The organism is Streptomyces sp. NPDC044044 (assembly GCF_056434405.1).
On record NZ_JBWKFG010000002.1, the window covers coordinates 466,103 to 488,323 of the forward strand.

Consider the following 22,221-nt stretch of genomic DNA (forward strand, 5'->3'; position numbering starts at 1 on the left):
AAGAACGCCGGACGGGCTGGACAGATCCAGCCCGTCCGGCGTGTGAGGACGAACTCGGCGGAGCCGGTGATCGACGGCGCCCCCAGCCGCCGGGTACCGCAGAGCCTCCCTCAGCTCCGCAGAGCCCGCCTCAGCCAGGCGCCAGCCGATACGCGTCGAGGGCCAACGTCATCTCCATCAGATCCCGAGGCCGCGCAAGCGACCGCGAGGTCAGCTGCTCAAGCCGCCGCAGGCGGTTGAACACCGTGTTCCGGTGGCAGTAGAGCCGCCCCGCGGCCCGCCCCGCCGACCCCTCGCACGCGAGCCAGGCGTCCAGCGTCTCCAGGAGTACCGCCCGGTCGGCCGGCTCCAGGGCGAGGACCTCACCGAAGACGTCCGACACGAGACGTCCCGCCAGCTCCGGCTGGCTCACCACCAGGGCCGTCGGCATCCGCTGGTCGAGCCGCACGATGCCGGTGGCGTCCGGCGGACACGTACGCAGCGCCAGCTCGGCGAGGCGCCGCGCGTGGCCCAGCTCGGAGAGCCCCGCCACCACAGGGCTGATGCCGCCGGGCCCCGGGCACCGCCCGTCAAGCGCGGCGGTCAGCTCGTCCAGGCCCTCCTCCGCCCCGAGCGCCACCACCCCCACCTCACGGTCGGTCCGCATCCGCCAGACGAAACGGAACCCGGCCCGCTGGATCTGCCGGTGGAACGCGGCACGCCCGTCACGCCGCTCGGCCCGCAGGACCACCACCGCGTACGGCCCGCGCTCCGGCAGATCAAGACCCGCGGCCACCTGAGAGGCGAGCCCGGGGGCCGACTGGCCCTCCAGGAGCGCGTCCAGCAGCGCCTGCAGCTGCTCGTCGGTGCGGCGCCGCAGCTCCATCTCCGTCGCCCGGTACGCGTCGGACGCCGCCGCGGCCTGGGCATCGACCGCCGACCACACCATCGTCGCCGACCGCATCAGGACCGCGAGCTTCTCCGGGTCCTGCCCCACGGTGCCTTCGAGCAGCGAGTCCCAGACCAGATAGCCCGCGTTGCGGTACGAGTGCACCACCAGGTCGAGCGGCAGACCCTGCTGGGCCCTGCGCCGTCCCGCCTCCTCCGCGTACTCCAGATCGCGGCGCGGCGAAGCGCGAGGAGCGGAGATGGTCTCGATGCCGATCCGCATCGCGTCCTCCGCCTCCCGCCACTGCTGGTCGTACGGCAGCACCCGGGCGTACACCGGCGAGTGCTCGAAGAGCTGCCGCAGATGTTCGTCCACCAGCTCGGGAACGCGGGGGAGCAGCGCCACGCACGCCTCCTCCAGCACCTTCCAGTCGTGGCCCGTCCGAGGCCTGCGTCCGCTCATGGTTCTCTCCCCCATCGCCGCCGCCCGCCGTGCCTCTCTGCTGCGGAGGATGCCACCGCCCGGCCACCCCTGGCAGGCCCCTGACACGGGGTGTTGTGCCCGTGCACAACGGGCGGCCGGTCCCGCTGGTCACCCGCAGCGATTCGGACACAGGCCGTGGACGGGCGGGCGCGGCGGTGCTGTTGTGAGCGCCACGTGAAGGGCCGTATGCGGTACGGGCGGCCGAGCGCCATGGGCAGGGCAGGCGGAGGACAGGGGGTCCCAGGTGGGTGGTTCCGGACTGGTCGTACAGGACGCGTCGGTCGGATACGGACCGGTGCGCGCACTGCGCCAGGTGTCGATCGAGGTACCGGACGGCGCCGTCGTCGCGGTGCTCGGCGGCAACGGCGCGGGCAAGTCGACGCTCCTGCGCGCCATTTCACGCACCCTCGCCTTTCACCGGGGTGCGCTCACCACCGGCTCCATCCACTTCGGCGGGCGGCGCATCGACGGACTCCACGCGGACCGGGTGGTCGCCGCCGGAGTCTCCCAAGTCCCGGAAGGAAGAAGGGTGTTCGCCCGGATGACCGTCGCCGACAACCTGCGGGCGGGCGCGCTCGGCTCCACGGGAAGCCGGGCCGCGAAGGCCAGGGCCCTGGAGCGCGTCCATGAACTCTTCCCGGTGCTCGCCGAGCGCGCGGGCCAGCGCGCCGGGCTCCTCTCGGGCGGCGAGCAGCAGATGCTCGCGGTGGCCAGGGCGCTGATGGGCTCGCCGAAGCTGCTGCTCCTGGACGAACCGTCCCTGGGGCTGGCTCCGTTGATGGCGGCACGCATCGCCGACACCATCGAGGAGATCAACACCCAGGGCACCTCGGTGCTCCTCGTCGAACAGAACGCCGCACTCGCGCTGCGCCTCGCGTCGCGTGCGTACGTCCTGGACGTGGGCGAAGTGGCACTCGCGGGACCGGCGGACGAGCTGTCCGCGTCCGACGAGGTACGCCGCCGCTACCTCGGCGTGGTCGACGAGACCGCGGCGGCCGATGCCTCGCGCGGGGTCAGCGCGCTGCCGGTGCTGCGGCGATGGGCGGGCCGACGATGACCGAGGACCACTCGGCGGCCGATGGGCCACCGCAGGAGGCGGCGGACGTACCCACCCTGGGCGGACCCTCCTCGGACGCACCCACCCCGGACGTACCCGCCCTGGACGTGAGGGAGTTGACCGTCCGCTTCGCGGGCCTCACCGCGCTCGACGCCGTCAGCTTCACCGTCAGGCCCGGCACCGTGCACGCGGTCATCGGGCCCAACGGCGCGGGGAAGTCCACCTGCTTCAACGTCCTGTCCGGCGTGTACCGCGCCACCGGCGGCAGCGTCCGCTTCGGCGAGCACGAGCTGACGGCGATGCCTCCGCACCGCATCGCCGACCTCGGCGTCGCACGGATCTTCCAGAACCTCGCCCTGCCGCCGCGTGCGACGGTCGCCGACAGCCTGATGCTCGGCCGCCACCGGCTGACCCGCACGGGATTCCTCGCCGCGGGCCTCCGCCTGCCGTCGGCCGCGCGCGAGGAGCGCCGACACCGCGAACGTGTCCGTGAGATAGCGGCGTTCGTGGGAATCGAACACCAACTGCACGCCCCGGCGGGCTCCTTGCCCTACGGGCAGCAGAAACTCGCCGAACTGGCCCGCGCCTTGTGCATGGAGCCACGACTTCTCCTGCTCGACGAGCCGGTCGCGGGCATGACCGCGGACGAGCGCCGCCGCACGGCGGCCGTCATCGCGGGCGTCCGGGACAGCCTCGGAATCTCGATCGTCCTGGTGGAACACGACATGGGGGTGGTGATGCGGCTCGCGGACGCGGTGACCGTACTTGACTTCGGCCGGCGCATCGCGGACGGCGCCCCGGCGGCCGTACAGAACGACCCGGCGGTCGTGCGGGCCTACCTGGGAGAGGAGGCCACCTCATGACCACCTTCGTCGAACTGCTTCTCAACGGTCTCGCGATGGGCTCCGTCTACGCCCTCATCGCCCTCGGCTTCGTCGTCATCTTCCGGGCCACCGAAGTCGTGAACTTCGCACACGCCTCGCTGCTCCTGGCCGGCGGCTACATCACCGCATCGCTCCACGACGACATCGGCTTCTGGCCCGCGCTGCTCGTCGGCATCGCGGGCGCCGCCGTCGTCGGCGCCGCCATCGAGTTCCTGGTCATGCGGCGCTACCGGGGCTCGGACCACAGCGTCCTCGCCATCGTCACCATCGGCGTCGACATCCTGCTCACCACCGAACTCACCCGCCGCCTCGGCACCGACGTGCTCTCCCTCGGCGACCCCTGGGGCGACTCCGTGCTCACCATCGGGTCGGTCTCCATCGCCCACACCCGGATCGCCGCGTTCGTCTCCGCCGCGCTCCTGATCACCGTCTTCCTGCTCGCCTTCCGCTACACCTCCTGGGGCGTGGCGATGCGCGCCGCGGCGGAGAGCCCGGAGACGGCGGCCCTGATGGGCGTGCGCCTGGGCAGGGTCTCGCTCGGCGCCTGGGCGGTGGCGGGCGGTCTGGCCGCAGTGGCGGCGCTCTTCCTCACCGTCTTCCCGACCCCGGGACTCGAACGGGCCACCTCGCTTGCCGCCCTGAAGGCGTTCCCCGCCGCGATCCTCGGCGGCCTCGACTCCACCACGGGCGCTCTCGTCGGCGGGCTCGTGGTCGGGGTCACCGAGTCGCTCGCGACCGGGTACCAGAGCGAACTCACCTTCCTGGGAAGGGGCCTCGGCGACCTGGCGCCCTATCTCGTGATGACCGTCATCCTTCTCATCCGGCCCGCCGGACTCTTCGGCACGAAGGAGCTCACCCGTGTCTGAAGTCCTGGCCCGTGGGCGGGAGTTGCGCTCCCGAGGCCGTACGCGGCTGACGCGCCCCCGGACGTACGTCTGGATCGCGGGGGCCGTCCTCCTGCTCGCCCTGCCCTTCTACCTCGACCGGTTCTGGCTCCAGGCGGGCCTCTTCGCCATGGCGGCCGCGATCGGCGCGATCGGCCTCAACCTCCTCACCGGCGCGACCGGCCAGCTCTCCATGGGCCACGCCTTCTTCCTCGCGATCGGCGCGTACGGATACTGCGTCTTCGCGGGGGACGGGAAGGACGGCCTGACCGGACTCGGGCTCCCCACCTGGATCGCGGCCACCCTCGCCGTGATCGTCGCGGGGATCGCGGGCGGGCTCTTCAGCCCCATCGCGGGACGCCTGCGCGGCGCGTACCTCGGCATCGCGACCCTGGCCCTGATCTTCATCGGGCAGCACGTCCTCTTCAACGCCCACGACCTGACCGGCGGCTCCAACGGACGCGACGTGCCGCCCCTGAGCCTCTTCGGCATCACCTTCGACGACAGCGAGCTCGTCGTGGCCGCCGTGCCGTTCGGGTCGTCGGAGAAGCTCTGGTACGCCGGGCTCTTCCTCCTCTTCGGCTGCGGGCTCTTCGCCCGCGGCGTGCTGCGCGGACGGCCGGGACGCGCCATGAACGCCATCCGCGACCACCGCATCGCCGCGGGCGTCATCGGGGTGCCCGTCGCCCGCTACCGAGCGGGCGTCTTCGTCCTGTCGTCGATGTACGCGGGCCTCGCCGGCGTCCTGCTGGCCCTCGTCTTCCAGCGCACGGTGCCGGACTACTTCGGCATCACGCTGTCCCTCGAATACCTCGCCATGATCGTCATCGGCGGCCTCGGCTCGGTGGCGGGCGCGGTGGCCGGTGCGGCCGTCGTGTCCCTGCTGCCGCAGCTCCTGACCCGGTACAGCGACGCGCTGCCCTTGGTCTCGGCCCCCGGCAGTGGCGGGATCACACCGGGTGAGGCGTCCCGGTATCTGTACGGCGCCGCCGTCGTGGCGGTGGTGCTGTTCCTGCCCGGCGGCCTGGCCAGCTTCGCCGCCCGGCGCTCCAGGCCGACGTCCGGCCCAACTCCAGGGGAGGAACGATGAGTTCACGCACATTGAAAAGGGCCACCGCGACGGCTACGGCACTTGCCGCGCTGCTTGCGGTGGCGGGTTGCAGCTCCAAGGCGGAGGACGACAAGGGCGACAAGAAGAGCGCGGGCGGGGTCAAGACCGGCGTCGGCGTCTCGTCGGACGCGATCACACTCGGCGTGCTCACCGACATGACCGGTGTCTACGCGACCCTCGGCAAGAGCGTCACCCAGGCCCAGCAGCTCTACGTCAAGCAGACCAACGCCGACGGCGGCATCTGCGGCCGCAAGCTGAAGCTGACCGTCCGCGACCACGGCTACGACCCCCAGAAGGCGGTCGCCGGATACACCGAGCTGGAGCCGGACGTCCTCGGCTTCGCCCAGTTCATCGGCTCCCCGTTCGTCGCCGCGGTCAAGCAGCGGGTCGACGCGGACAAGGCGCTCGTACTGCCGCAGGCGTGGTCCGCGAACCTCCTGGGCAGCCCGTACGTCCGGGTGGTCGGCTCGACGTACGACCTGGAGACGATCAACGCGATCGACTTCCTGATGAAGGAGAAGGGCCTCAAGAAGGGCGACAAGCTCGGCCATGTCTACTTCGAGGGCGACTACGGCGAGAACGCCCTGAAGGGCTCGCAGTACATGGCGAAGAAGTCGGGCCTCACCGTCGTCGAGCAGAAGATCAAGGCGACCGACAACGACATGACGGCGCAGGTCGCCGCTCTGAAGAAGGCGGGGGTGAAGGGCGTGGTGATCAGTGCGGGACCGCGTCAGGCGGCCTCGCTCGTGGGTGTCGCGGCGGCGGGCAGGTTCGATGTCCCGATCATCGGCAACAACTCGGCGTTCGCGCCCCAGCTCCTGGGCACGCAGGCGGGCCCGGCCCTCGCGAAGAACTACTACGTGGCCTCGCCGACCCTCCCGATCGGCGCGGACACCCCCGTGGCGAAGAAGCTGGTCGCCGACTACAAGGCCGCGTACCCCAAGGACGCCCTGGACAACGGAGTGTCGGCCGGCTGGACCGCGGCGTCCATCTTCGGCGAGGCACTGAAGAAGGCGTGCAAGAGCAAGGACCTCACCCGTGAGGGCGTCGACAAGGCGCTCCTGACGATCAACGCCTACGACACGGGCCTCGGCGTCGACCAGAACTTCACCGACCCCAAGGCGCCCTCCTCGAAGGAGAGCGTGATCCTGCGGCCCGACAAGAGCGTGACGGGCGGCATGAAGGTGGCCAGGGAGCCGGGAGCATCGGCGGCGGCCGAGGGGTACACCACACCGGGAGCCTGAGAGCGCACCGCGTCCGAGCGGCCCGGATCCGGGCAACGAGGAGGGGCCCGAACCAATTGGTTCGGGCCCCTTCCACGACGTACAAGAACCGCTACGGCAGCTGCGCCGCCCGTGCCTCACGCCGGTTGTCCCGGAAGTTGTTCACCCGGCGGGCCGTGGCGAACAGCGGGATCACCGCGCCGAGCACCAGCTGCAGCGCGCAGCCGGTCTGCAGCAGGAGCTGCCCGCCCGGCGCCTCGAAGGCCCAGGCCGCGAGCAGCCCCATGGCCGCGACGATCCACGCGAGCATCGCCACCGCGAGGGGACCCCGCGGCTTGGGGTACTCGACCCGGCTGACCATGAGCCACGCCGTACCGATGATCGCCAGGAGCGTCGCCACGAAGGGCAGCTCCAGGAGCACGATCGAGACGACCGTCAGGGCGCCGAAGGGCGATGGCATGCCCTGGAAGGTGCCGTCCTTCACGGTCACGCAGCTGAACCGCGCAAGCCGCAGCACCACCGCCAACAGCACGACGATCGCTCCGACCGCGGCCACTCTCTGGTGCGCGTCGTCGGCGACCATGCCGTAGACGAGCACGAAGTACGCGGGGGCCAGACCGAAGCTGATCAGGTCCGACAGGTTGTCGAGCTCGGCGCCCATCGGCGAGGACCGCAGCTTGCGTGCCACGAGCCCGTCGAAGAGGTCGAAGACGGCCGCGCAGAGCATCAGGATCACGGCGGTCGCGGCGGAGTGCCGCGCCATGCCGCTTTCGTTGCTGCCCTGCAGGTGCGGGATGAGGATGCCCGTGGTGGTGAAGTACACCGCCATGAACCCGCACGTGGCGTTACCGAGCGTGAGGGTGTCCGCTATTGAGAGGCGGAGTGAGAGAGGCATCTCCTCGTCGGCCTCGTCCTCGGCCGCCTCGGGCACCCAGCCCGCCTGTGTCTCTGGATCAACCACGGTCAATTCGAGTCACCCCAGCCACGGTCTTCTGACCGACCTCGACGTCCACGTCGACACCCTCGGGGAGATAGATGTCGACGCGGGAGCCGAAGCGGATCAGGCCGATCCGTTCGCCTTGCTCCACCTTCGTGCCCTGCGGCACGTAAGGAACGATGCGTCGCGCGACGGCGCCCGCGATCTGGATCATCTCGATGTCACCGAGCTCGGTGTCGAAGTGCCAGACAACGCGTTCGTTGTTCTCGCTCTCCTTGTTGAACGCCGGGACGAACCCGCCGGGGATGTGCTCCACGGACGTCACCGTGCCCGCGAGGGGCGCGCGGTTGACGTGGACGTTCAACGGGCTCATGAAGATCGCGACGCGGGTACGCCCGTCCTTCCACGGCATGATGCTCTGCACCACGCCGTCGGCCGGGGAGATGACCCGGCCCTGGGCGATGTCGCGCTCGGGGTCGCGGAAGAACCACAGCATGCCCGCCGCCAAGGCGGTGGCAGGCACGGCGACGGCCGCGGCGCCCTTGGAGCGACGCGCGCGGACGAGGCTGAGCGCCGCGGTGGCGACGGTCGGCAGGAGCCACGGCGATGCTCCGCGCGCAAGGCGTACGCCAGCGAGGCTGTCGCGTGGTGCAGAGGTTTGGCTGTGGGGCATGGATGACCTTCGTAGCGGATGATGCCGCGCATGAACGGGGGACGGCGGCTTTTTCCGGATGGTATCGGTTGCGAGCCACAACTGGGCAAGCCAGGAAGCGGAGTCGACGGCCGAAGAGTGTTGACAGGGTGTGACCTTGTTCTCGATGAAAACACCCCAAATCGGGCATCTAGCCCTGGAATCGATACTCTTCGAGCAGTCGCCGCCCAATGATCATTTTCTGGATCTCGGCGGTACCTTCGCCGATCAGCAGCATGGGAGCCTCACGGTACAGGCGCTCGATCTCGTACTCCTTCGAGAAGCCATAACCGCCATGAATCCGGAACGCGTCCTCTACGACTTCTTTGCAGTATTCAGAGGCGAGGTACTTCGCCATCCCTGCTTCGAGGTCGTTTCGTTCCCCGGAGTCCTTTTTGCGTGCTGCATTCACCATCATCGCATGGGCGGCCTCGACCTTGGTAGCCATCTCGGCCAGCTTGAACTGAATCGCCTGGTGCTGGGCGATCGGCTTGCCGAAAGTGTGGCGTTGCTGGGCATACGAGACACCGAGCTCAAATGCACGCTGAGCGACCCCGCAGCCACGCGCCGCGACATTTACCCGACCGACTTCGACGCCGTCCATCATTTGGTAAAAACCGCGTCCCGTCGTCCCGCCGAGCACGCGATTGGCCGGAATTCGTAGCCCGTCCATGATGAGTTCGGTCGTGTCGACGCCCTTGTAACCCATCTTGTCGATCTTGCCGGGGATGGTCAGGCCGGGCCGGACCTCTCCGAAGCCGGGCTCCTTCTCGACGAGGAAGGTCGTCATCGACTTGTGGGGCGCCGTGCCCTCGGGGTGTCCTTCGTCACTTCGGCACAGAACGGCCACCAGAGTCGACGTTCCGCCGTTGGTCAGCCACATCTTCTGACCGTTGAGGACGTACTCGTCGCCGTCCTTGACGCCCTTGGACGTGATCGCCGACACGTCGGAGCCGAGCGCGGGCTCCGACATGGAGAACGCGCCGCGCACCTCGCCGGCCGCCATGCGCGGCAGGAAGGTGTCCTTCTGCTCCTGCGTCCCGTGCTGCTTGAGCATGTAGGCGACGATGAAGTGGGTGTTGATGATGCCGGAGACCGACATCCAGCCACGCGCTATCTCCTCGACGCACAGTGCGTACGTGAGCAGCGACTCGCCCAGACCGCCGTACTCCTCCGGGATCATGAGCCCGAAGAGGCCCAACTCCTTGAGACCGTCCACGATCTGCTGCGGGTACTCGTCCCGGTGCTCGAGCTCCGTGGCGACCGGAATGATCTCCTTGTCGACGAAGTCCCGGACGGTGGAGAGGATCTCCTGCTGGATGTCGGTGAGACCTGCGGTCTGCGCGAGTCGGCTCATGGCTACTTCTCCTGCGTCTTCTTGGGAGTGTCCAGGAGCTCGGGGCGGCCGGGCTGCTCGCCGCCGCGCTCCTTGATGTACGTCTCGGTGGGGACCATCACCTTGCGGCGGAACACGCAGACCAGCGTGCCGTCCTGCTTGTAGCCCTTGGTCTCCACGTACACGATTCCGCGGTCCGACTTGGACTTCGACGGGGTCTTGTCCAGGACCGTGGTCTCGCCGTAGATCGTGTCGCCGTGGAAGGTCGGCGCCACGTGCTTGAGCGACTCGACCTCCAGGTTGGCGATCGCCTTGCCCGAGACGTCCGGCACGGACATGCCCAGAAGCAGCGAGTAGATGTAGTTGCCCACGACGACGTTCTTCCCGAAGTCGGTCGTCTTCTCCGCATAGTTGCTGTCCATGTGGAGGGGGTGGTGGTTCATCGTCAGGAGGCAGAAGAGGTGGTCGTCGTACTCGGTGACCGTCTTTCCCGGCCAGTGCTTGTAGACGTCCCCGACGGTGAACTCTTCGTAGGTGCGGCCGAACTGCATGGTCAGGCCTCCGGGATCTCGAACTTGGAGGTCCGGGTCATGCCCGCCGCGCGCCCCTTGCCGGAGATGACGAGCGCCATCTTGCGGCTCGCCTCGTCGATCATCTCGTCGCCGAGCATCGCCGAGCCCTTCTTGCCGCCCGCCTCGGAGGTGCAGTAGTCGTAGGCGTCCAGGATCAGCTCGGCGTGGTCGTAGTCCTCCTGGGAGGGCGAGAAGACCTCGTTGGCCGCCTCGACCTGGCCGGGGTGCAGGACCCACTTGCCGTCGAAGCCGAGGGCGGCGGCGCGGTTCGCGACCTCGCGGTAGCCGTCGACGTTCTTGATCTGGAGGTAGGGGCCGTCGATCGCCTGGAGGTTGTTGGCGCGGGCCGCCATCAGGATCTTCATGAGGATGAAGTGGTAGGCGTCCGCCGGGTAGCCGGGCGGCTGCTCGCCGACGACCAGGGACTTCATGTTGATCGACGCCATGAAGTCGGCCGGGCCGAAGATGATCGTCTCGACGCGCGGCGACGCCTGCGCGATCGCGTTGACGTTGTTCAGGCCCTGCGCGTTCTCGATCTGCGCCTCGATGCCGATCTTGCCGACCTCGAAGCCCATCGTCTTCTCGATCTGCGTGAGCAGGAAGTCGAGCGCGACGACCTGGTCGGCCGTCTGCACCTTCGGCAGCATGATGCAGTCGAGGTTCTGGCCCGCGCCCTCGACGACCGTGACCACGTCGCGGTACGTCCACTCGGTCGTCCAGTCGTTCACGCGCACGACCCGCGTCTTGCCCGTCCAGTCGCCCTCGTTGAGGAACTTGACGATGGTGTGCCGTGCCTCCGGCTTGGCGAGCGGCGCGCAGGCGTCCTCCAGGTCCAGGAAGACCTGGTCGGCGGGGAGGCCCTGGGCCTTCTCCAGGAAGCGCGGGTTCGAACCCGGTACCGCGAGACACGAGCGGCGGGGGCGGAGACGGTTGATGGGCGCGGTCATGCGGGGACCTCCAGAGGGTCGAGCTTGTTCGCTTTCCGGATCTCGTCGACGATACGGCCGATGATCTCGGTGATGCCGAAGTCCTTGGGGGTGAAGACGGCGGCCACACCTGCCGCCTTCAGGTCCTCGGCGTCGCTGTTGGGGATGATGCCGCCCGCGATGACGGGGATGTCGGGCGCGCCCGCCTCGCGCAGGCGCACGAGGACGTCGGGCACGAGCTGCGCGTGCGAGCCGGAGAGGATCGACAGGCCCACGGCGTGCACGTCCTCCGCGAGCGCGGCGTCGACGATCTGCTCGGGCGTGAGCCTGATGCCCTGGTAGACCACCTCGAAGCCGGCGTCACGGGCGCGCACCGCGATCTGCTCGGCCCCGTTGGAGTGCCCGTCCAGGCCCGGCTTGCCGACCAGGAAGCGGAGCTTGCCGGTGCCGAGGTCGGCGGCGGTCTTGGCGACCTTGTCGCGGACGAGGGCGAGCGGCGTGCCGGCCTCCGCGGTGACGGCCACCGGAGCGCTGGAGACGCCCGTGGGCGCCCGGAACTCCCCGAAGACCTCCCGCAGGGCACCGGACCACTCCCCGGTCGTCACACCGGCGCGTGCGCACTCCAGGGTGGCCTCCATGAGGTTGCCCGTGCCCGCGGCGACCTCCTTGAGCTTCTCCAGGGCCTTGCAGGGGCGCGGGTGGTTGAACGGCGGCTGGTAGCGGGTGTCGCGCCAGTGCTTGAGTGCGTCCACGACGCGGTTCTCGACCGCCGGGTCGACCGTCATGATCGCCGTGTCCAGGTCCGCGGTGAGCGGGTTCGGCTCGGTCGACTCGTAGGCGTTGACGCCGACGATCTTCTCCTCGCCCGACTCGATGCGCGCCCTGCGCTCGGCGTGCGAGGAGACCAGCTGCGACTTGAGGTAGCCGGACTCGACGGCGGCCATCGCGCCGCCCATCTGCTCGATGCGGTCCATCTCGGCGAGCGACTCCTCGACGAGGGACTCCACCTTGGCCTCGATGACGTGCGAGCCCTCGAAGATGTCCTCGTACTCCAGGAGATCGCTCTCCAGGGCGAGCACCTGCTGGATGCGCAGGGACCACTGCTGGTCCCACGGCCGGGGCAGGCCGAGCGCCTCGTTCCAGGCGGGAAGCTGCACGGCACGCGCGCGTGCGTCCTTGGAGAGCGTGACGGCCAGCATCTCCAGGACGATGCGCTGGACGTTGTTCTCGGGCTGCGCCTCGGTCAGACCGAGCGAGTTGACCTGCACGCCGTAGCGGAAACGGCGCTGCTTGGGGTTGGTGATGCCGTACCGCTCGCGCGTGATCCGGTCCCAGATGCGGCCGAACGCCCGCATCTTGCACATCTCCTCGACGAAGCGGACGCCCGCGTTCACGAAGAAGGAGATGCGGGCCACGACGTCACCGAACTTCTCGTCCGGCACCTGCCCGGAGTCGCGCACGGCGTCGAGGACGGCGACGGCGGTGGACATCGCGTACGCGATCTCCTGCACCGGAGTGGCCCCGGCCTCCTGCAGGTGGTAGCTGCAGATGTTGATGGGGTTCCACTTGGGGATGTGCGCCACCGTGTACGTGATCATGTCGGTGGTGAGGCGGAGGGAGGGCACCGGCGGGAAGACGTGCGTCCCGCGCGAGAGGTACTCCTTGACGATGTCGTTCTGCGTCGTCCCCTGGAGCTGCGTGATGTCCACGCCCTGCTCCTCCGCCACCACCTGATAGAGCGCCAGGAGCCACATGGCCGTGGCATTGATCGTCATCGAGGTGTTCATCTGCTCCAGGGGGATGTCCTGGAAGAGACGCCGCATGTCGCCGACGTGCGAGACGGGGACGCCGACCCGGCCGACCTCACCGCGGGCGAGGATGTGGTCCGGGTCGTAGCCGGTCTGCGTGGGCAGGTCGAACGCGACCGAGAGGCCCGTCTGACCCTTGGCGAGGTTGCGCCGGTACAGCTCGTTGGACGCCTCGGCCGTGGAGTGACCGGCATAGGTCCGCATGAGCCACGGCCGGTCCTTCTGACGCTCTGTCATGTGCGAACCCTCAGCCCTCAGACGTTCCGGAAGCGGTTGATCGCGTCGATGTGCTTGGCCCGCATCTCGGGGTCGCGCACGCCGAGGCCTTCTTGGGGTGCGAGGGCGAGGACGCCGACCTTGCCCTGGTGCAGGTTGCGGTGGACGTCGTAGGCGGCCTGGCCGGTCTCCTCCAGGGAGTAGACCCGGGAGAGGGTGGGGTGGATCTTGCCCTTGGCGACGAGGCGGTTGGCCTCCCAGGCCTCGCGGTAGTTCGCGAAGTGGGAGCCCACGATGCTCTTGAGGGACATCCACAGGTAGCGGTTGTCGTACTCGTGGGTGTAGCCGGAGGTGGAGGCGCAGGTGACGATGGTGCCGCCCTTGCGCGTGACGTACACCGAGGCGCCGAAGGTCTCGCGGCCCGGGTGCTCGAAGACGATGTCCACGTCCTCGCCGCCGGTCAGCTCGCGGATGCGCTTGCCGAAGCGCTTCCACTCCTTGGGGTCCTGGGTGTGCTCGTCCTTCCAGAACTTGTAGCCCTCGGCGTTGCGGTCGATGATCGCCTCGGCGCCCATGGCCCGGCAGATGTCGGCCTTCTGGTCGCTGGAGACGACACAGATGGGGTTGGCGCCGCCGGCCAGGGCGAACTGGGTGGCGTACGAGCCGAGGCCGCCGCTCGCGCCCCAGATCAGGACGTTGTCGCCCTGCTTCATGCCGGCGCCGTTGCGCGAGACGAGCTGGCGGTAGGCGGTGGAGTTCACCAGGCCGGGGGACGCGGCCTCCTCCCAGCTCAGGTGGTCCGGCTTGGGCATCAGCTGGTTGGACTTGACCAGGGCGATCTCGGCGAGGCCGCCGAAGTTGGTCTCGAAGCCCCAGATGCGCTGCTCGGGGTCGAGCATCGTGTCGTTGTGGCCGTCGCTGGACTCCAGCTCGACGGAGAGGCAGTGCGCGACGACCTCGTCGCCCGGGTTCCAGGCGTTCACGCCGGGGCCGGTGCGCAGGACGACGCCCGCCAGGTCGGAGCCGATGACGTGGTACGGCAGGTCGTGGCGCTTGGTGAGCTCGCTCAGGCGGCCGTACCGCTCCAGGAAGCTGAAGGTGGAGACCGGCTCGAAGATCGAGGTCCACACCGAGTTGTAGTTGACCGAGGAGGCCATCACGGCCACCAGGGCCTCACCCGGGCCGAGTTCGGGCACCGGGACGTTGTCCAGGTGCAGCGACTTGCGGGGGTCCTTGTCGCGGGTCTCGAGCCCGGCGAACATCTCCGCCTCGTCCTTGTGCACGGTGATCGCGCGGTACGAGTCGGGCAGGGGAAGAGCGGCGAAGTCGGCGGACGTGGTGTCCGGCGACTGGATCGCGTCCAGGATTTCCTTCACGGTGATGCCTCCGGCGAAGTGCGGGCCCCCTCTGAGGGGAACACGCTCTTGAGGGTTACGTCGGGTGCTGCTGGTGCTTGTGGAGGTGTGCCGTCGGTTCGGCGAAGGGTGATGCTCGGCAGCGCTTGGTGTGGCGCGGGAGGTTGCCTGTGACGCAGGCGTCCGGGCGCACGAGCCGTGGCTTGTGGGGACAGCCGGCGTACGGATGTTCTCTGCACGCCGGCCGCCCGGACAACATCAACGTATGACACCGCGTGCCAGTGGGCAAGACACTGAGTGCCATCAATTTTTGATGGATGATCGATCAGCGCAGGTCAGAGGGTGTGACGGCATGACAGAGGGGGCGCTACCGGTGGGTAGCGCCCCCTCAAAAGCCGAGGACGAAAGGGCGGAAAACGGGACCTAAAGCGTCCCGGGAGTCCCGCGAGCCCCTAGGAGTCCCGCTCCCGCAGCGCCTTCTCGATCGTCCGCATGATCTCGTCCAGCGGTGCGTCCGTCCGTGCGACCGTGACCAAAACGTCGCCGCCGGTGCTCACCGAGGCCGCCGGAGCGGTGGTGGTGTCACGCCCCGCCCCGATGCCCGAACCGAAGGTCCTGCGGACGATGGCGAAGGCGTGGTCCAGCTGGGTCTCCACGTCGCCCTGGCCGCCCGCACGCAGCCACCGGCGGAGCACGTGGTTGTGCGCGGTCACCACCGCCGACGCCGCGACCTCCGCGAGCAGCGGATCGTCGTTGCCGTCGTGGTGGGCCTGCTCGTCGAAGTGGCCCAGGAGATAGCGCGTGAAGAGCCGTTCGTAGCGGGCCACCGAGGCGATCTCCCGCTCGCGCAGGGTGGGGACCTCGCGCGTCAGGCGGTACCGCTCGACGGACACCGCGGGCGACGCGGCGTACATCTTCATGACTTCCTTGATGCCCCGGCACACCGTGTCCAGCGGGTGCTCGTGCGGCGGCGCCGCGTTGAGCACCGCCTCCGCCCGGATCAGTGTGTCGTCGTGGTCCGGGAAGATCGCCTCTTCCTTGGAGCGGAAGTGCCGGAAGAAGGTCCGGCGCGCGACCCCGGCCTGCGCGGCGATCTCGTCGACCGTCGTCGCCTCGTACCCCTTGGACGCGAAGAGCTCCATCGCCGCGGCCGCCAGCTCCCGGCGCATCTTGAGCCGTTGGGCGGCGGCGCGGCTGCCGGCCGCGCTCTCCGGAGCGTCGGGCGTAGCGGGCGTACGTGAGGACTTGGCGGCCTTGGGCATGACCCGAACGTACTGCATATGCGCAGCCGAGTGCTCCTGCGGGACGGGGCCGCCCGACGGTTCGAGCAGCCCGCCCCAGTCCGTGCGCGGTCTGCCGTCAGGCGCGCCCCCGTCCGTTACCGGCCTACCGTCGGGCATATTCGCGGAAGCCGCGGCCGGTCTTGCGGCCGAGGCAGCCCGCGGCCACCAGGTGTTCGAGCAGGGGAGCGGGGGCCAGGCCCGGGTCGCGGAACTCGCGGTGCAGGACCTTCTCGATGGCCAGCGAGACGTCCAGGCCGACGACGTCCAGGAGCTCGAAGGGGCCCATGGGGTAGCCGCCGCCGAGCTTCATCGCGGCGTCGATGTCGTCGAGCGTCGCGTAGTGCTCCTCGACCATCTTGATCGCGTTGTTGAGGTAGGGGAACAAGAGCGCGTTCACGATGAAGCCCGCGCGGTCGCCGCAGTCCACCGGGTGCTTCTTGATGGTCGCGCAGACCTGACGGACCGTCGCGTGCACGTCGTCGTCCGTGAGGACCGTGCGGACCACCTCGACCAGCTTCATCGCCGGTGCCGGGTTGAAGAAGTGCATCCCGATCACGTCGCCGGGGCGCGAGGTGGCGCGGGCGCAGGCGACCACGGGCAGGGACGAGGTGGTGGTCGCCAGGATCGCCCCCGGCTTGCAGACCTTGTCGAACGCCGCGAACAGCTGCTGCTTGATCTCCAGGTCCTCGGCGACCGCCTCAAGGGCCAGGTCGACGTCGGCGAACGCGTCGTACGTACCGGCCGGAGTGATCCGGTCCAGGGTCTTGGCCGCGGTCTCCGCCGTCATCCGGCCCTTGTCGACGGACCGCGAAAGCGACTTGCCGATACGGGACTTGGCCTTCTCGGCCTTCTCCTCGCTGCGCGCGGCGAGCACCACGTCGTAACCGGCCTTGGCGAAGACCTCGGCGATGCCGGACGCCATGGTCCCCGATCCCGCGACGCCGACCGAGCGGATGGTGCGTCCGCCGCCCTGCCTGCCGTCCTCCGGCGGGGTCAGCGCGTCGCGCACGACGACCGAACTGCCGGGCGCCTCGTACGAGTAGAAGCCGCGCCCCGACTTGCGGCCGGTCAGGCCCGCCTCGCTGAGCTGCTTGAGGATCGGCGCGGGCGCGTGCAGCCGGTCGTGCGACTCGGAGTACATCGCGTCCAGGACCGTGCGGGCCGTGTCGACGCCGATCAGGTCGAGCAGCGCGAGCGGGCCCATCGGCAGGCCGCAGCCGAGCCTCATCGCGGCGTCGATGTCCTCACGGGACGCGTACTTCGCCTCGTACATCGCCGCTGCCTGGTTGAGGTAGCCGAAGAGCAGGCCGTCGGCGACGAATCCGGGCCGGTCGCCGACCGCGACGGGCTCCTTGCCCAGCGCGTACGCGAGGTCGGTGACGGAGGCGACGGCCGCGGGCGCGGTCAGCACGGAGGAGACCACCTCGACCAGCTTCATCGCCGGGGCCGGGTTGAAGAAGTGCAGGCCGAGCACCCGCTCGGGGCGCGCCGATTCGGCGGCCAGACGGGTCACGGACAGCGCGTTCGTGCCGGTCGCGATGATCGTCTCGGGGCGCACGACGGCGTCGAGTTCGCGGATGAGCTGCTGCTTGATCTCGTACGACTCCGGGGCGACCTCGATCACGAGGTCGGCGTCGGCCGCGGCCTGCAGATCGGTGAACGTGCGGATCCGGGAGAGCGCGTCACGCCGCTCGTCCTCGGTGAGCTGCTCACGGCGCACGGCACGCGCGGTCGACGACTCGACGGCGGCCACGGCCTGGGCGCCCGCGGCCTCGCTGATGTCGATGCCGATGACCTCGCGTCCGGCGCGGGCCAGGACCTCGGCGATGCCGGTGCCCATCGTGCCGAGACCGATCACGGCGACGGTGTTCAAGGGAGTGTCCATGCGTGGACTCCAGGAAGTGAGTGACGACTGAGGGGCGCACGCGGTGCGCGGCAACGGCGGCGCGGCGTACGGAAGGTGAGCTGCTGCGTGTCGTGACCGGGCGGCGAGAACGCACACGCCCGTGAGGAGTCGACCGGCTCTGTCCCGGAGCCGCGTCGTACTGGGGTGGAGCTGAGGTGCTCGAAGCACCGAACCGACAAGCGCTCGAACCGGCTGCGTCACCAGGCCGGCAAGAGTTGAGAACTGCTGACGGGGAGTGTGCCCCGCTCACATGAGATTAACCGGCGAGTAACGAGCGCGCCAGTCCCCGGGGTTTGTGATCTACATCGCGGATAGGCTCCCCGTCATGGACGTGGAGTTGCGGACGGTGACGGAACGCTTACGCCGCGAGGCGGGAGTCTCGAAGACCTACGAGAGGCTGGTCGCGACCGGCGATGTCGAGGAACTCGCGGAGGTGCTCGCCGCGGCGGGTCAGCCACTGTGGGCGCGGGAGCTCGCGGCGGTCCGGCTCGGTGCCGCCGGGGACAGCAGGGCCTTCGAGTCCCTGGTGCTGCTCCTGAACCACCGGGACCCCTCGCGGTGCGCGGCGGCGGCATACGCCCTGGCCCGCCTCGGCGACCCGCGTACGGCACGGGCGGCAGCCGCCCTGGCCACCAATGAGCTGCGCGTCGCCTACGCCCTGCACCCGGTGCGTCTGCTCACCGAGCTGCGCGCGCCCGAGTCCGCGCCCGCCCTGATCACCACGCTGGGGCGCAGGCTCGCCCCGCACGATCCGTACGGGAAGATCGCGCTCGCGTGCGTGGAGGGCCTGGGGGCGCTGGGGGACCCGCGCGCCCGGCCCGTCCTGACGCAGGCGTGCGGCTTTCCGCGCCTGGCGGCCGCCGCGTCCGCGGCCCTGGCCCGATTGCCCGGCTAGCTTCGGCCGATCGGGTCCACAGGGCGCCGATCGCGTCTACAGGACGGCGTACGCCTCTATCTCCATCAGGAACTGCGGCGCGACCAGCGCCGAGACCTGGACCGCGGAGGCGGCGGGAAGGCGCTCCGGATCCATGTACGTGTCCCGCGCCGCCCGGATGTCGGGCATGTAGGCCATGTCCGTGACGTAGTACGTCAGCTTCACGACGTCCCGGAAGCTGCCGCCCGCGGCCACGAGGCAGTGCCACAGATTGTCGAACACCTGCCGCGCCTGGGCCGCCGGGTCGCCCTCGCCGACGAGCTTCCCGTGCCCGTCCAGGGCGAGTTGACCGGCGATCGCCACGAAACGGCCCGTCCCCATGACCACGTGCGTGTACTGGGTGGCGGGGAAGACGCCGCTGGGGGCGTTGATGTGGGTCAATCGGCTCATGGGCCCATCCTGGACCATCACTGTCTCAACGCCCCCGCTGGGCTCGGCCGTTGCTCAGCCGCGGAAGCCGAGCAGCCCGTGCAGCGCGGCCCCGCGCCCCGAACCGCTCTTGGCGCTCATCGGCTTCGGGTCGGGCAGCGCCCGGCACACCGCGTCGACCTCGCCGCCGCTCCGCGGCACCTTGCCCTTCTCCAGGTAGGCCGCCAAGTGCCCGTCCAGGCAGGTGTTTCCGGAGAGGGTGATGCCGTGGTTGCCGCCGCCCTGTTCCACGACCAGGCTCGATCCGTGCAGCTTGCGGTGCATCGTGACGCCGCCCTCGTAGGGGGTGGCCGCGTCGTCCGTCGCCTGGAAGAGCAGCACCGGCGGCAGGCCGGAGTTGGACACGTTCGTCGGCTCCAGGGAGCCCGTCGGCCAGTACGCGCACGGCGCGTTGTACCAGGCGTTGCTCCAGGTCATGAACGGCGCCTTGTCGTGGACCTTCCAGTTGTCGTCGCGCCAGGTGCTCCAGTCGCGCGGCCAGCCCGCGTCACGGCACTGCACGGCCGCGTAGACGCTGTAGCCGTTGTCGCCCGCCGCGTCGACGGCGCCGAAGTTCTCGTACGCCTCCACGAGCGGATCGGCGTCCTTGTCGTTCACGTACGACGCGAACACCTCGGCGAGGAACGGCCAGTAGCCGTTGAAGTAGCCCCCCGGCAGATAGGTGTCCTCCAGCTCACCCGCGCCGACCTTCTTGCCCGCGGGCTGCTTGGCGACGGCCGCCCGCATCGCGTACCACTTGGCCTCGACCTTCGCCGGGTCCGTGCCGAGCCCGTACGTCTTGTGGTGCTTGGCGACCCAGGCCGCGAAGGCCTTGTGGCGGGCGTCGAAGGCGTGGTCCTGCTGGAGGTTGTCGTCGTACCAGACGCCCGTGGGGTCGACGGCCGAGTCGAGGACCATGCGGCGCACGCGGTCCGGGAAGAGCTTTCCGTAGACGGCGCCCAGGTACGTGCCGTACGAGTAGCCGAAGAAGTTGATCTTCTTGGCGCCGAGCGCGCCGCGGATCGCGTCCATGTCCTTGACCGCGCTCACCGTGTCGATGAACGGCAGGACGTCCGCGTACTTCTCGGCACACGCCGTGACGAAGGCCTGCGTCCGGTCGAGATCGGCCTGCTCGATCGCGGGTGTGGCCGGCACGGTGTCCGGGCGCACCGGGTCGAAGTGGCCGGGGCGGCAGTCGAGGGCCGGCTTGCTCTTGCCGACGCCGCGCGGGTCGAAGCCGATGACGTCGTACCGCGCCGACACCTTCGCGGGCAGCGTCTTCGCGACGAACCCCGCGAGGGACAGACCGCTGCCGCCGGGGCCGCCGGGGTTGACCAGGAGCGGGCCCTGGGACTTCTTCGCGGTGTGCGGGACCCGGGACAGGGCGAGGGTGATCTGCCGGCCGTCCGGCAGGTCGTGGTCGAGCGGGACGTCGAGCGAGGAGCACTGGAGCGTGGGGTAGTCCTTGGTCGCGCACTTCTCCCAGGTGAGGGGGGCGGCGCGCGGCGTGCTCGCGGTGTCGGCGCTCGCGGCGGGTACCGCGGCCGTGACCATCGAGGCCACCACCGCGGCGACGCCGCACAGGGCGACGGCGCGTCTGTTCATCCGGCCTCCAGGGACGGGGAGTGCGGGCCGCGGATGCCGCGGTCCCCGCGGCATCGTCCCCGGAAACTCCGCCCGGAAGGTGCGCTTTTGACGATAAATAACCTGAAAGGCGCAGTGTGAAGATCAGAGGAGGGTGAGCTGGGTGCCTCCGGGCCGGGGCTCGGGCTCGGGTTGTTCCGGTACGCGGATGCGGCGGGCGGCGCCCCCGCGCGCGGGCCCGATGCCGAACTCCTCGGCCAGCTCGTGCACGTGCCGGGTGATCCGGCGTTGGTACCACTTGGGCGCATAGGCGCCCTCCGCGTACAGCCGCTCGTAGCGCCGCACGAGGTAGGGATGGTGCTGCTCCAGCCACGCCATGAACCACTCGCGCGCTCCGGGCCGCAGGTGCAGCACGAGCGGCGTGACGGAGGTCGCCCCCGACGCGGCGATGGCCCGCACGGTCGCCCGCAGCTGCTCGGGCCGGTCCCCGAGGAAGGGGATCACGGGCGCCATGAGCACCCCGCACCCGATCCCGTGCTCGGTCAGCGTCCGTACGACGTCGAGCCGCCGCTGCGGAGCGGGCGTCCCCGGCTCGACGGTGCGCCACAGCTCCTGGTCGACGAAGCCGACGGACACGGAGATGCCGACGTCGGTGACGGCGGCGGCCTGGCGCAGCAGTTCGAGGTCGCGCAGGATCAGGGTGCCCTTCGTGAGGATGGAGAAGGGATTCGCGTGATCGCGCAGGGCGGCGATGATCCCGGGCATGAGCGCGTACCGCCCCTCGGCCCGCTGATAGCAGTCGACGTTCGTGCCCATGGCGATGTGCTCGCCGTGCCAGCGGGGCGAGGCGAGCTGGCGCCGCAGCAGATCGGGGGCGTTGACCTTGACCACGATCTGGCTGTCGAAGCCGAGCCCCGTGTCCAGGTCCAGATAGCTGTGCGTCTTGCGCGCGAAGCAGTAGACGCACGCGTGCGAGCAGCCGCGATAGGGATTGACCGTCCACTCGAAGGGCATGCGGGACGCTCCCGGCACCCGGTTCACGATCGTTCTGGCCCGGATCTCGTGGAAGGTGATTCCAGAGAACTCGGGTGTGTCGAAGGTCCTGGTCGTGACCGCGTCCGCGCCGAACAGCGCGGCATCCGCGACACCCCGTGACGGCCCGTCGGTGAGGTTCTCCCAGCGCATGACGCCTCCTCGGTAGCACTGGCCACACAATAGAACACATGTTCCCTTGATCGTGCGGGGGAGTGAGCCGGACTCTGTCTGTGGCTAGCGTGTGGCCTTCGCCAGGCCCGCCACTCGACCGGGAGGTCATGACGTGACCAGCAAGTTCACCGAGCTTTCGATCGACTGTGCCGATCCCGGCGGTCTCGCCAGGTTCTGGTGCTCGGTCCTCGACTACGAGGTGCAGGAGGAGGACCAGGACGAGGGGGTCGTCATCATCGGCTCCCCGCTGGTGCCCGAGGGCAAGAAGCGCCTCGGCCCGGTGCCGCCGGCGCTCACCTTCGCGCGCGTGCCCGAGGGCAAGACCGTCAAGAACCGGCTCCACATCGACGTCAACCCCACCGACAGGGAGCAGGGCGAGGAAGTGGGCCGCCTGCTCGGCCTGGGTGCCCGGCACGCCGACGTCGGCCAGAGGGGCGACGAGGACTGGGTCACGCTCGTCGACCCGGAGGGGAACGAGTTCTGCGTCCTCGCGGGCCGTCGCCCCTGAGCGGGTGCCGTACGCCGTTGCCGGGACCCCGATTTGGGAGG

The 22,221-nt window shown here is 69.7% G+C and carries 20 protein-coding genes; 7 read left to right on the plus strand and 13 right to left on the minus strand.

From position 1 onward, the window contains the following. Positions 1-130 precede the first annotated feature (130 nt). Complete coding sequence (locus AC07AG_RS08035) at positions 131-1,330, minus strand: PucR family transcriptional regulator (protein ID WP_249586754.1); 1,200 nt, start codon at positions 1,328-1,330, stop codon at positions 131-133. Positions 1,331-1,595: 265 nt separating this feature from the next. On the opposite strand from AC07AG_RS08035, the gene AC07AG_RS08040 reads away from it, so the two are divergent. From AC07AG_RS08040 to AC07AG_RS08060, 5 genes are read left to right on the plus strand one after another with little or no spacing between them, the layout of a single operon-like run. After that, positions 1,596-2,408 (plus strand): ABC transporter ATP-binding protein, encoded by an 813-nt coding sequence (locus AC07AG_RS08040; RefSeq protein ID WP_478753007.1) that lies wholly within the window; start codon positions 1,596-1,598, stop codon positions 2,406-2,408. Beyond that, a complete protein-coding gene (locus AC07AG_RS08045; protein ID WP_478753009.1) occupies positions 2,405-3,271 on the plus strand; it encodes an ABC transporter ATP-binding protein in 867 nt (288 codons plus the stop codon). The genes AC07AG_RS08040 and AC07AG_RS08045 overlap by 4 nt, the downstream gene beginning before the upstream one ends. Further along, entirely contained in the window at positions 3,268-4,158 is an 891-nt protein-coding gene (locus AC07AG_RS08050; RefSeq protein WP_478753011.1) for a branched-chain amino acid ABC transporter permease, read from the plus strand. The genes AC07AG_RS08045 and AC07AG_RS08050 overlap by 4 nt, the downstream gene beginning before the upstream one ends. Next, a complete protein-coding gene (locus AC07AG_RS08055; protein WP_478753013.1) occupies positions 4,151-5,266 on the plus strand; it encodes a branched-chain amino acid ABC transporter permease in 1,116 nt (371 codons plus the stop codon). The genes AC07AG_RS08050 and AC07AG_RS08055 overlap by 8 nt, the downstream gene beginning before the upstream one ends. Then, a complete protein-coding gene (locus AC07AG_RS08060) occupies positions 5,263-6,531 on the plus strand; it encodes an ABC transporter substrate-binding protein (protein WP_478753015.1) in 1,269 nt (422 codons plus the stop codon). Before AC07AG_RS08055 ends, AC07AG_RS08060 begins: the two co-directional genes overlap by 4 nt. Positions 6,532-6,622: 91 nt before the next feature. On the opposite strand, the gene pssA is transcribed toward AC07AG_RS08060, so the two are convergent. From pssA to AC07AG_RS08105, 9 genes are all read right to left on the minus strand, one after another. Next, positions 6,623-7,477: a CDP-diacylglycerol--serine O-phosphatidyltransferase gene (gene pssA / locus AC07AG_RS08065; RefSeq protein WP_249586749.1), complete on the minus strand. Its 855-nt coding sequence runs from the start codon at positions 7,475-7,477 to the stop codon at positions 6,623-6,625. Continuing rightward, positions 7,464-8,120 (minus strand): phosphatidylserine decarboxylase, encoded by a 657-nt coding sequence (locus AC07AG_RS08070; RefSeq protein WP_160508247.1) that lies wholly within the window; start codon positions 8,118-8,120, stop codon positions 7,464-7,466. Before AC07AG_RS08070 ends, pssA begins: the two co-directional genes overlap by 14 nt. A 169-nt stretch (positions 8,121-8,289) precedes the next feature. Next, a complete protein-coding gene (locus AC07AG_RS08075; RefSeq protein ID WP_453394358.1) occupies positions 8,290-9,495 on the minus strand; it encodes an acyl-CoA dehydrogenase family protein in 1,206 nt (401 codons plus the stop codon). Positions 9,496-9,497: 2 nt separating this feature from the next. Beyond that, on the minus strand, positions 9,498-10,025 hold the full coding sequence (locus AC07AG_RS08080) for a MaoC family dehydratase (RefSeq protein WP_451221791.1): 528 nt from the start codon (positions 10,023-10,025) through the stop codon (positions 9,498-9,500). A 2-nt stretch (positions 10,026-10,027) separates the two neighbouring features. Further along, positions 10,028-10,993 carry an HpcH/HpaI aldolase/citrate lyase family protein gene (locus AC07AG_RS08085; protein WP_249586745.1) on the minus strand — a complete coding sequence of 322 codons (966 nt, stop codon included), beginning with the start codon at positions 10,991-10,993 and terminating at the stop codon, positions 10,028-10,030. After that, positions 10,990-13,017, minus strand: coding sequence for a protein meaA (locus AC07AG_RS08090; protein ID WP_478753019.1), 2,028 nt, complete (start codon positions 13,015-13,017; stop codon positions 10,990-10,992). Before AC07AG_RS08090 ends, AC07AG_RS08085 begins: the two co-directional genes overlap by 4 nt. Positions 13,018-13,034: 17 nt before the next feature. Further along, the gene (gene ccrA / locus AC07AG_RS08095) at positions 13,035-14,378 is read right to left on the minus strand and encodes a crotonyl-CoA carboxylase/reductase (RefSeq protein WP_478753936.1); all 1,344 of its coding nucleotides are present in this window, start codon (positions 14,376-14,378) and stop codon (positions 13,035-13,037) included. Positions 14,379-14,803: 425 nt separating this feature from the next. Beyond that, the gene (locus AC07AG_RS08100; protein WP_409060583.1) at positions 14,804-15,613 is read right to left on the minus strand and encodes a TetR family transcriptional regulator; all 810 of its coding nucleotides are present in this window, start codon (positions 15,611-15,613) and stop codon (positions 14,804-14,806) included. 124 nt (positions 15,614-15,737) lie between these two features. Then, complete coding sequence (locus AC07AG_RS08105) at positions 15,738-17,519, minus strand: 3-hydroxyacyl-CoA dehydrogenase family protein (RefSeq protein WP_478753021.1); 1,782 nt, start codon at positions 17,517-17,519, stop codon at positions 15,738-15,740. A gap of 346 nt (positions 17,520-17,865) precedes the next feature. Here AC07AG_RS08105 and AC07AG_RS08110 point away from each other — a divergent pair, with 346 nt between their 5' ends. Further along, positions 17,866-18,435, plus strand: coding sequence for an adenylosuccinate lyase (locus AC07AG_RS08110; RefSeq protein WP_361044325.1), 570 nt, complete (start codon positions 17,866-17,868; stop codon positions 18,433-18,435). A 36-nt stretch (positions 18,436-18,471) separates the two neighbouring features. On the opposite strand, the gene AC07AG_RS08115 is transcribed toward AC07AG_RS08110, so the two are convergent. The 3 genes from AC07AG_RS08115 to AC07AG_RS08125 all read right to left on the minus strand — a co-directional run bounded on the left by AC07AG_RS08115 (position 18,472) and on the right by AC07AG_RS08125 (position 21,651). Then, positions 18,472-18,864: a RidA family protein gene (locus tag AC07AG_RS08115; protein WP_478753023.1), complete on the minus strand. Its 393-nt coding sequence runs from the start codon at positions 18,862-18,864 to the stop codon at positions 18,472-18,474. Positions 18,865-18,918: 54 nt separating this feature from the next. Further along, positions 18,919-20,487 (minus strand): alpha/beta hydrolase, encoded by a 1,569-nt coding sequence (locus tag AC07AG_RS08120; protein WP_478753025.1) that lies wholly within the window; start codon positions 20,485-20,487, stop codon positions 18,919-18,921. A 123-nt stretch (positions 20,488-20,610) separates the two neighbouring features. Beyond that, a complete protein-coding gene (locus tag AC07AG_RS08125; protein WP_478753027.1) occupies positions 20,611-21,651 on the minus strand; it encodes an Rv2578c family radical SAM protein in 1,041 nt (346 codons plus the stop codon). A 133-nt stretch (positions 21,652-21,784) separates the two neighbouring features. Between AC07AG_RS08125 and AC07AG_RS08130 the strand changes: the two genes are divergently transcribed. Continuing rightward, on the plus strand, positions 21,785-22,180 hold the full coding sequence (locus AC07AG_RS08130) for a VOC family protein (protein ID WP_478753029.1): 396 nt from the start codon (positions 21,785-21,787) through the stop codon (positions 22,178-22,180). Positions 22,181-22,221 lie beyond the last annotated feature (41 nt).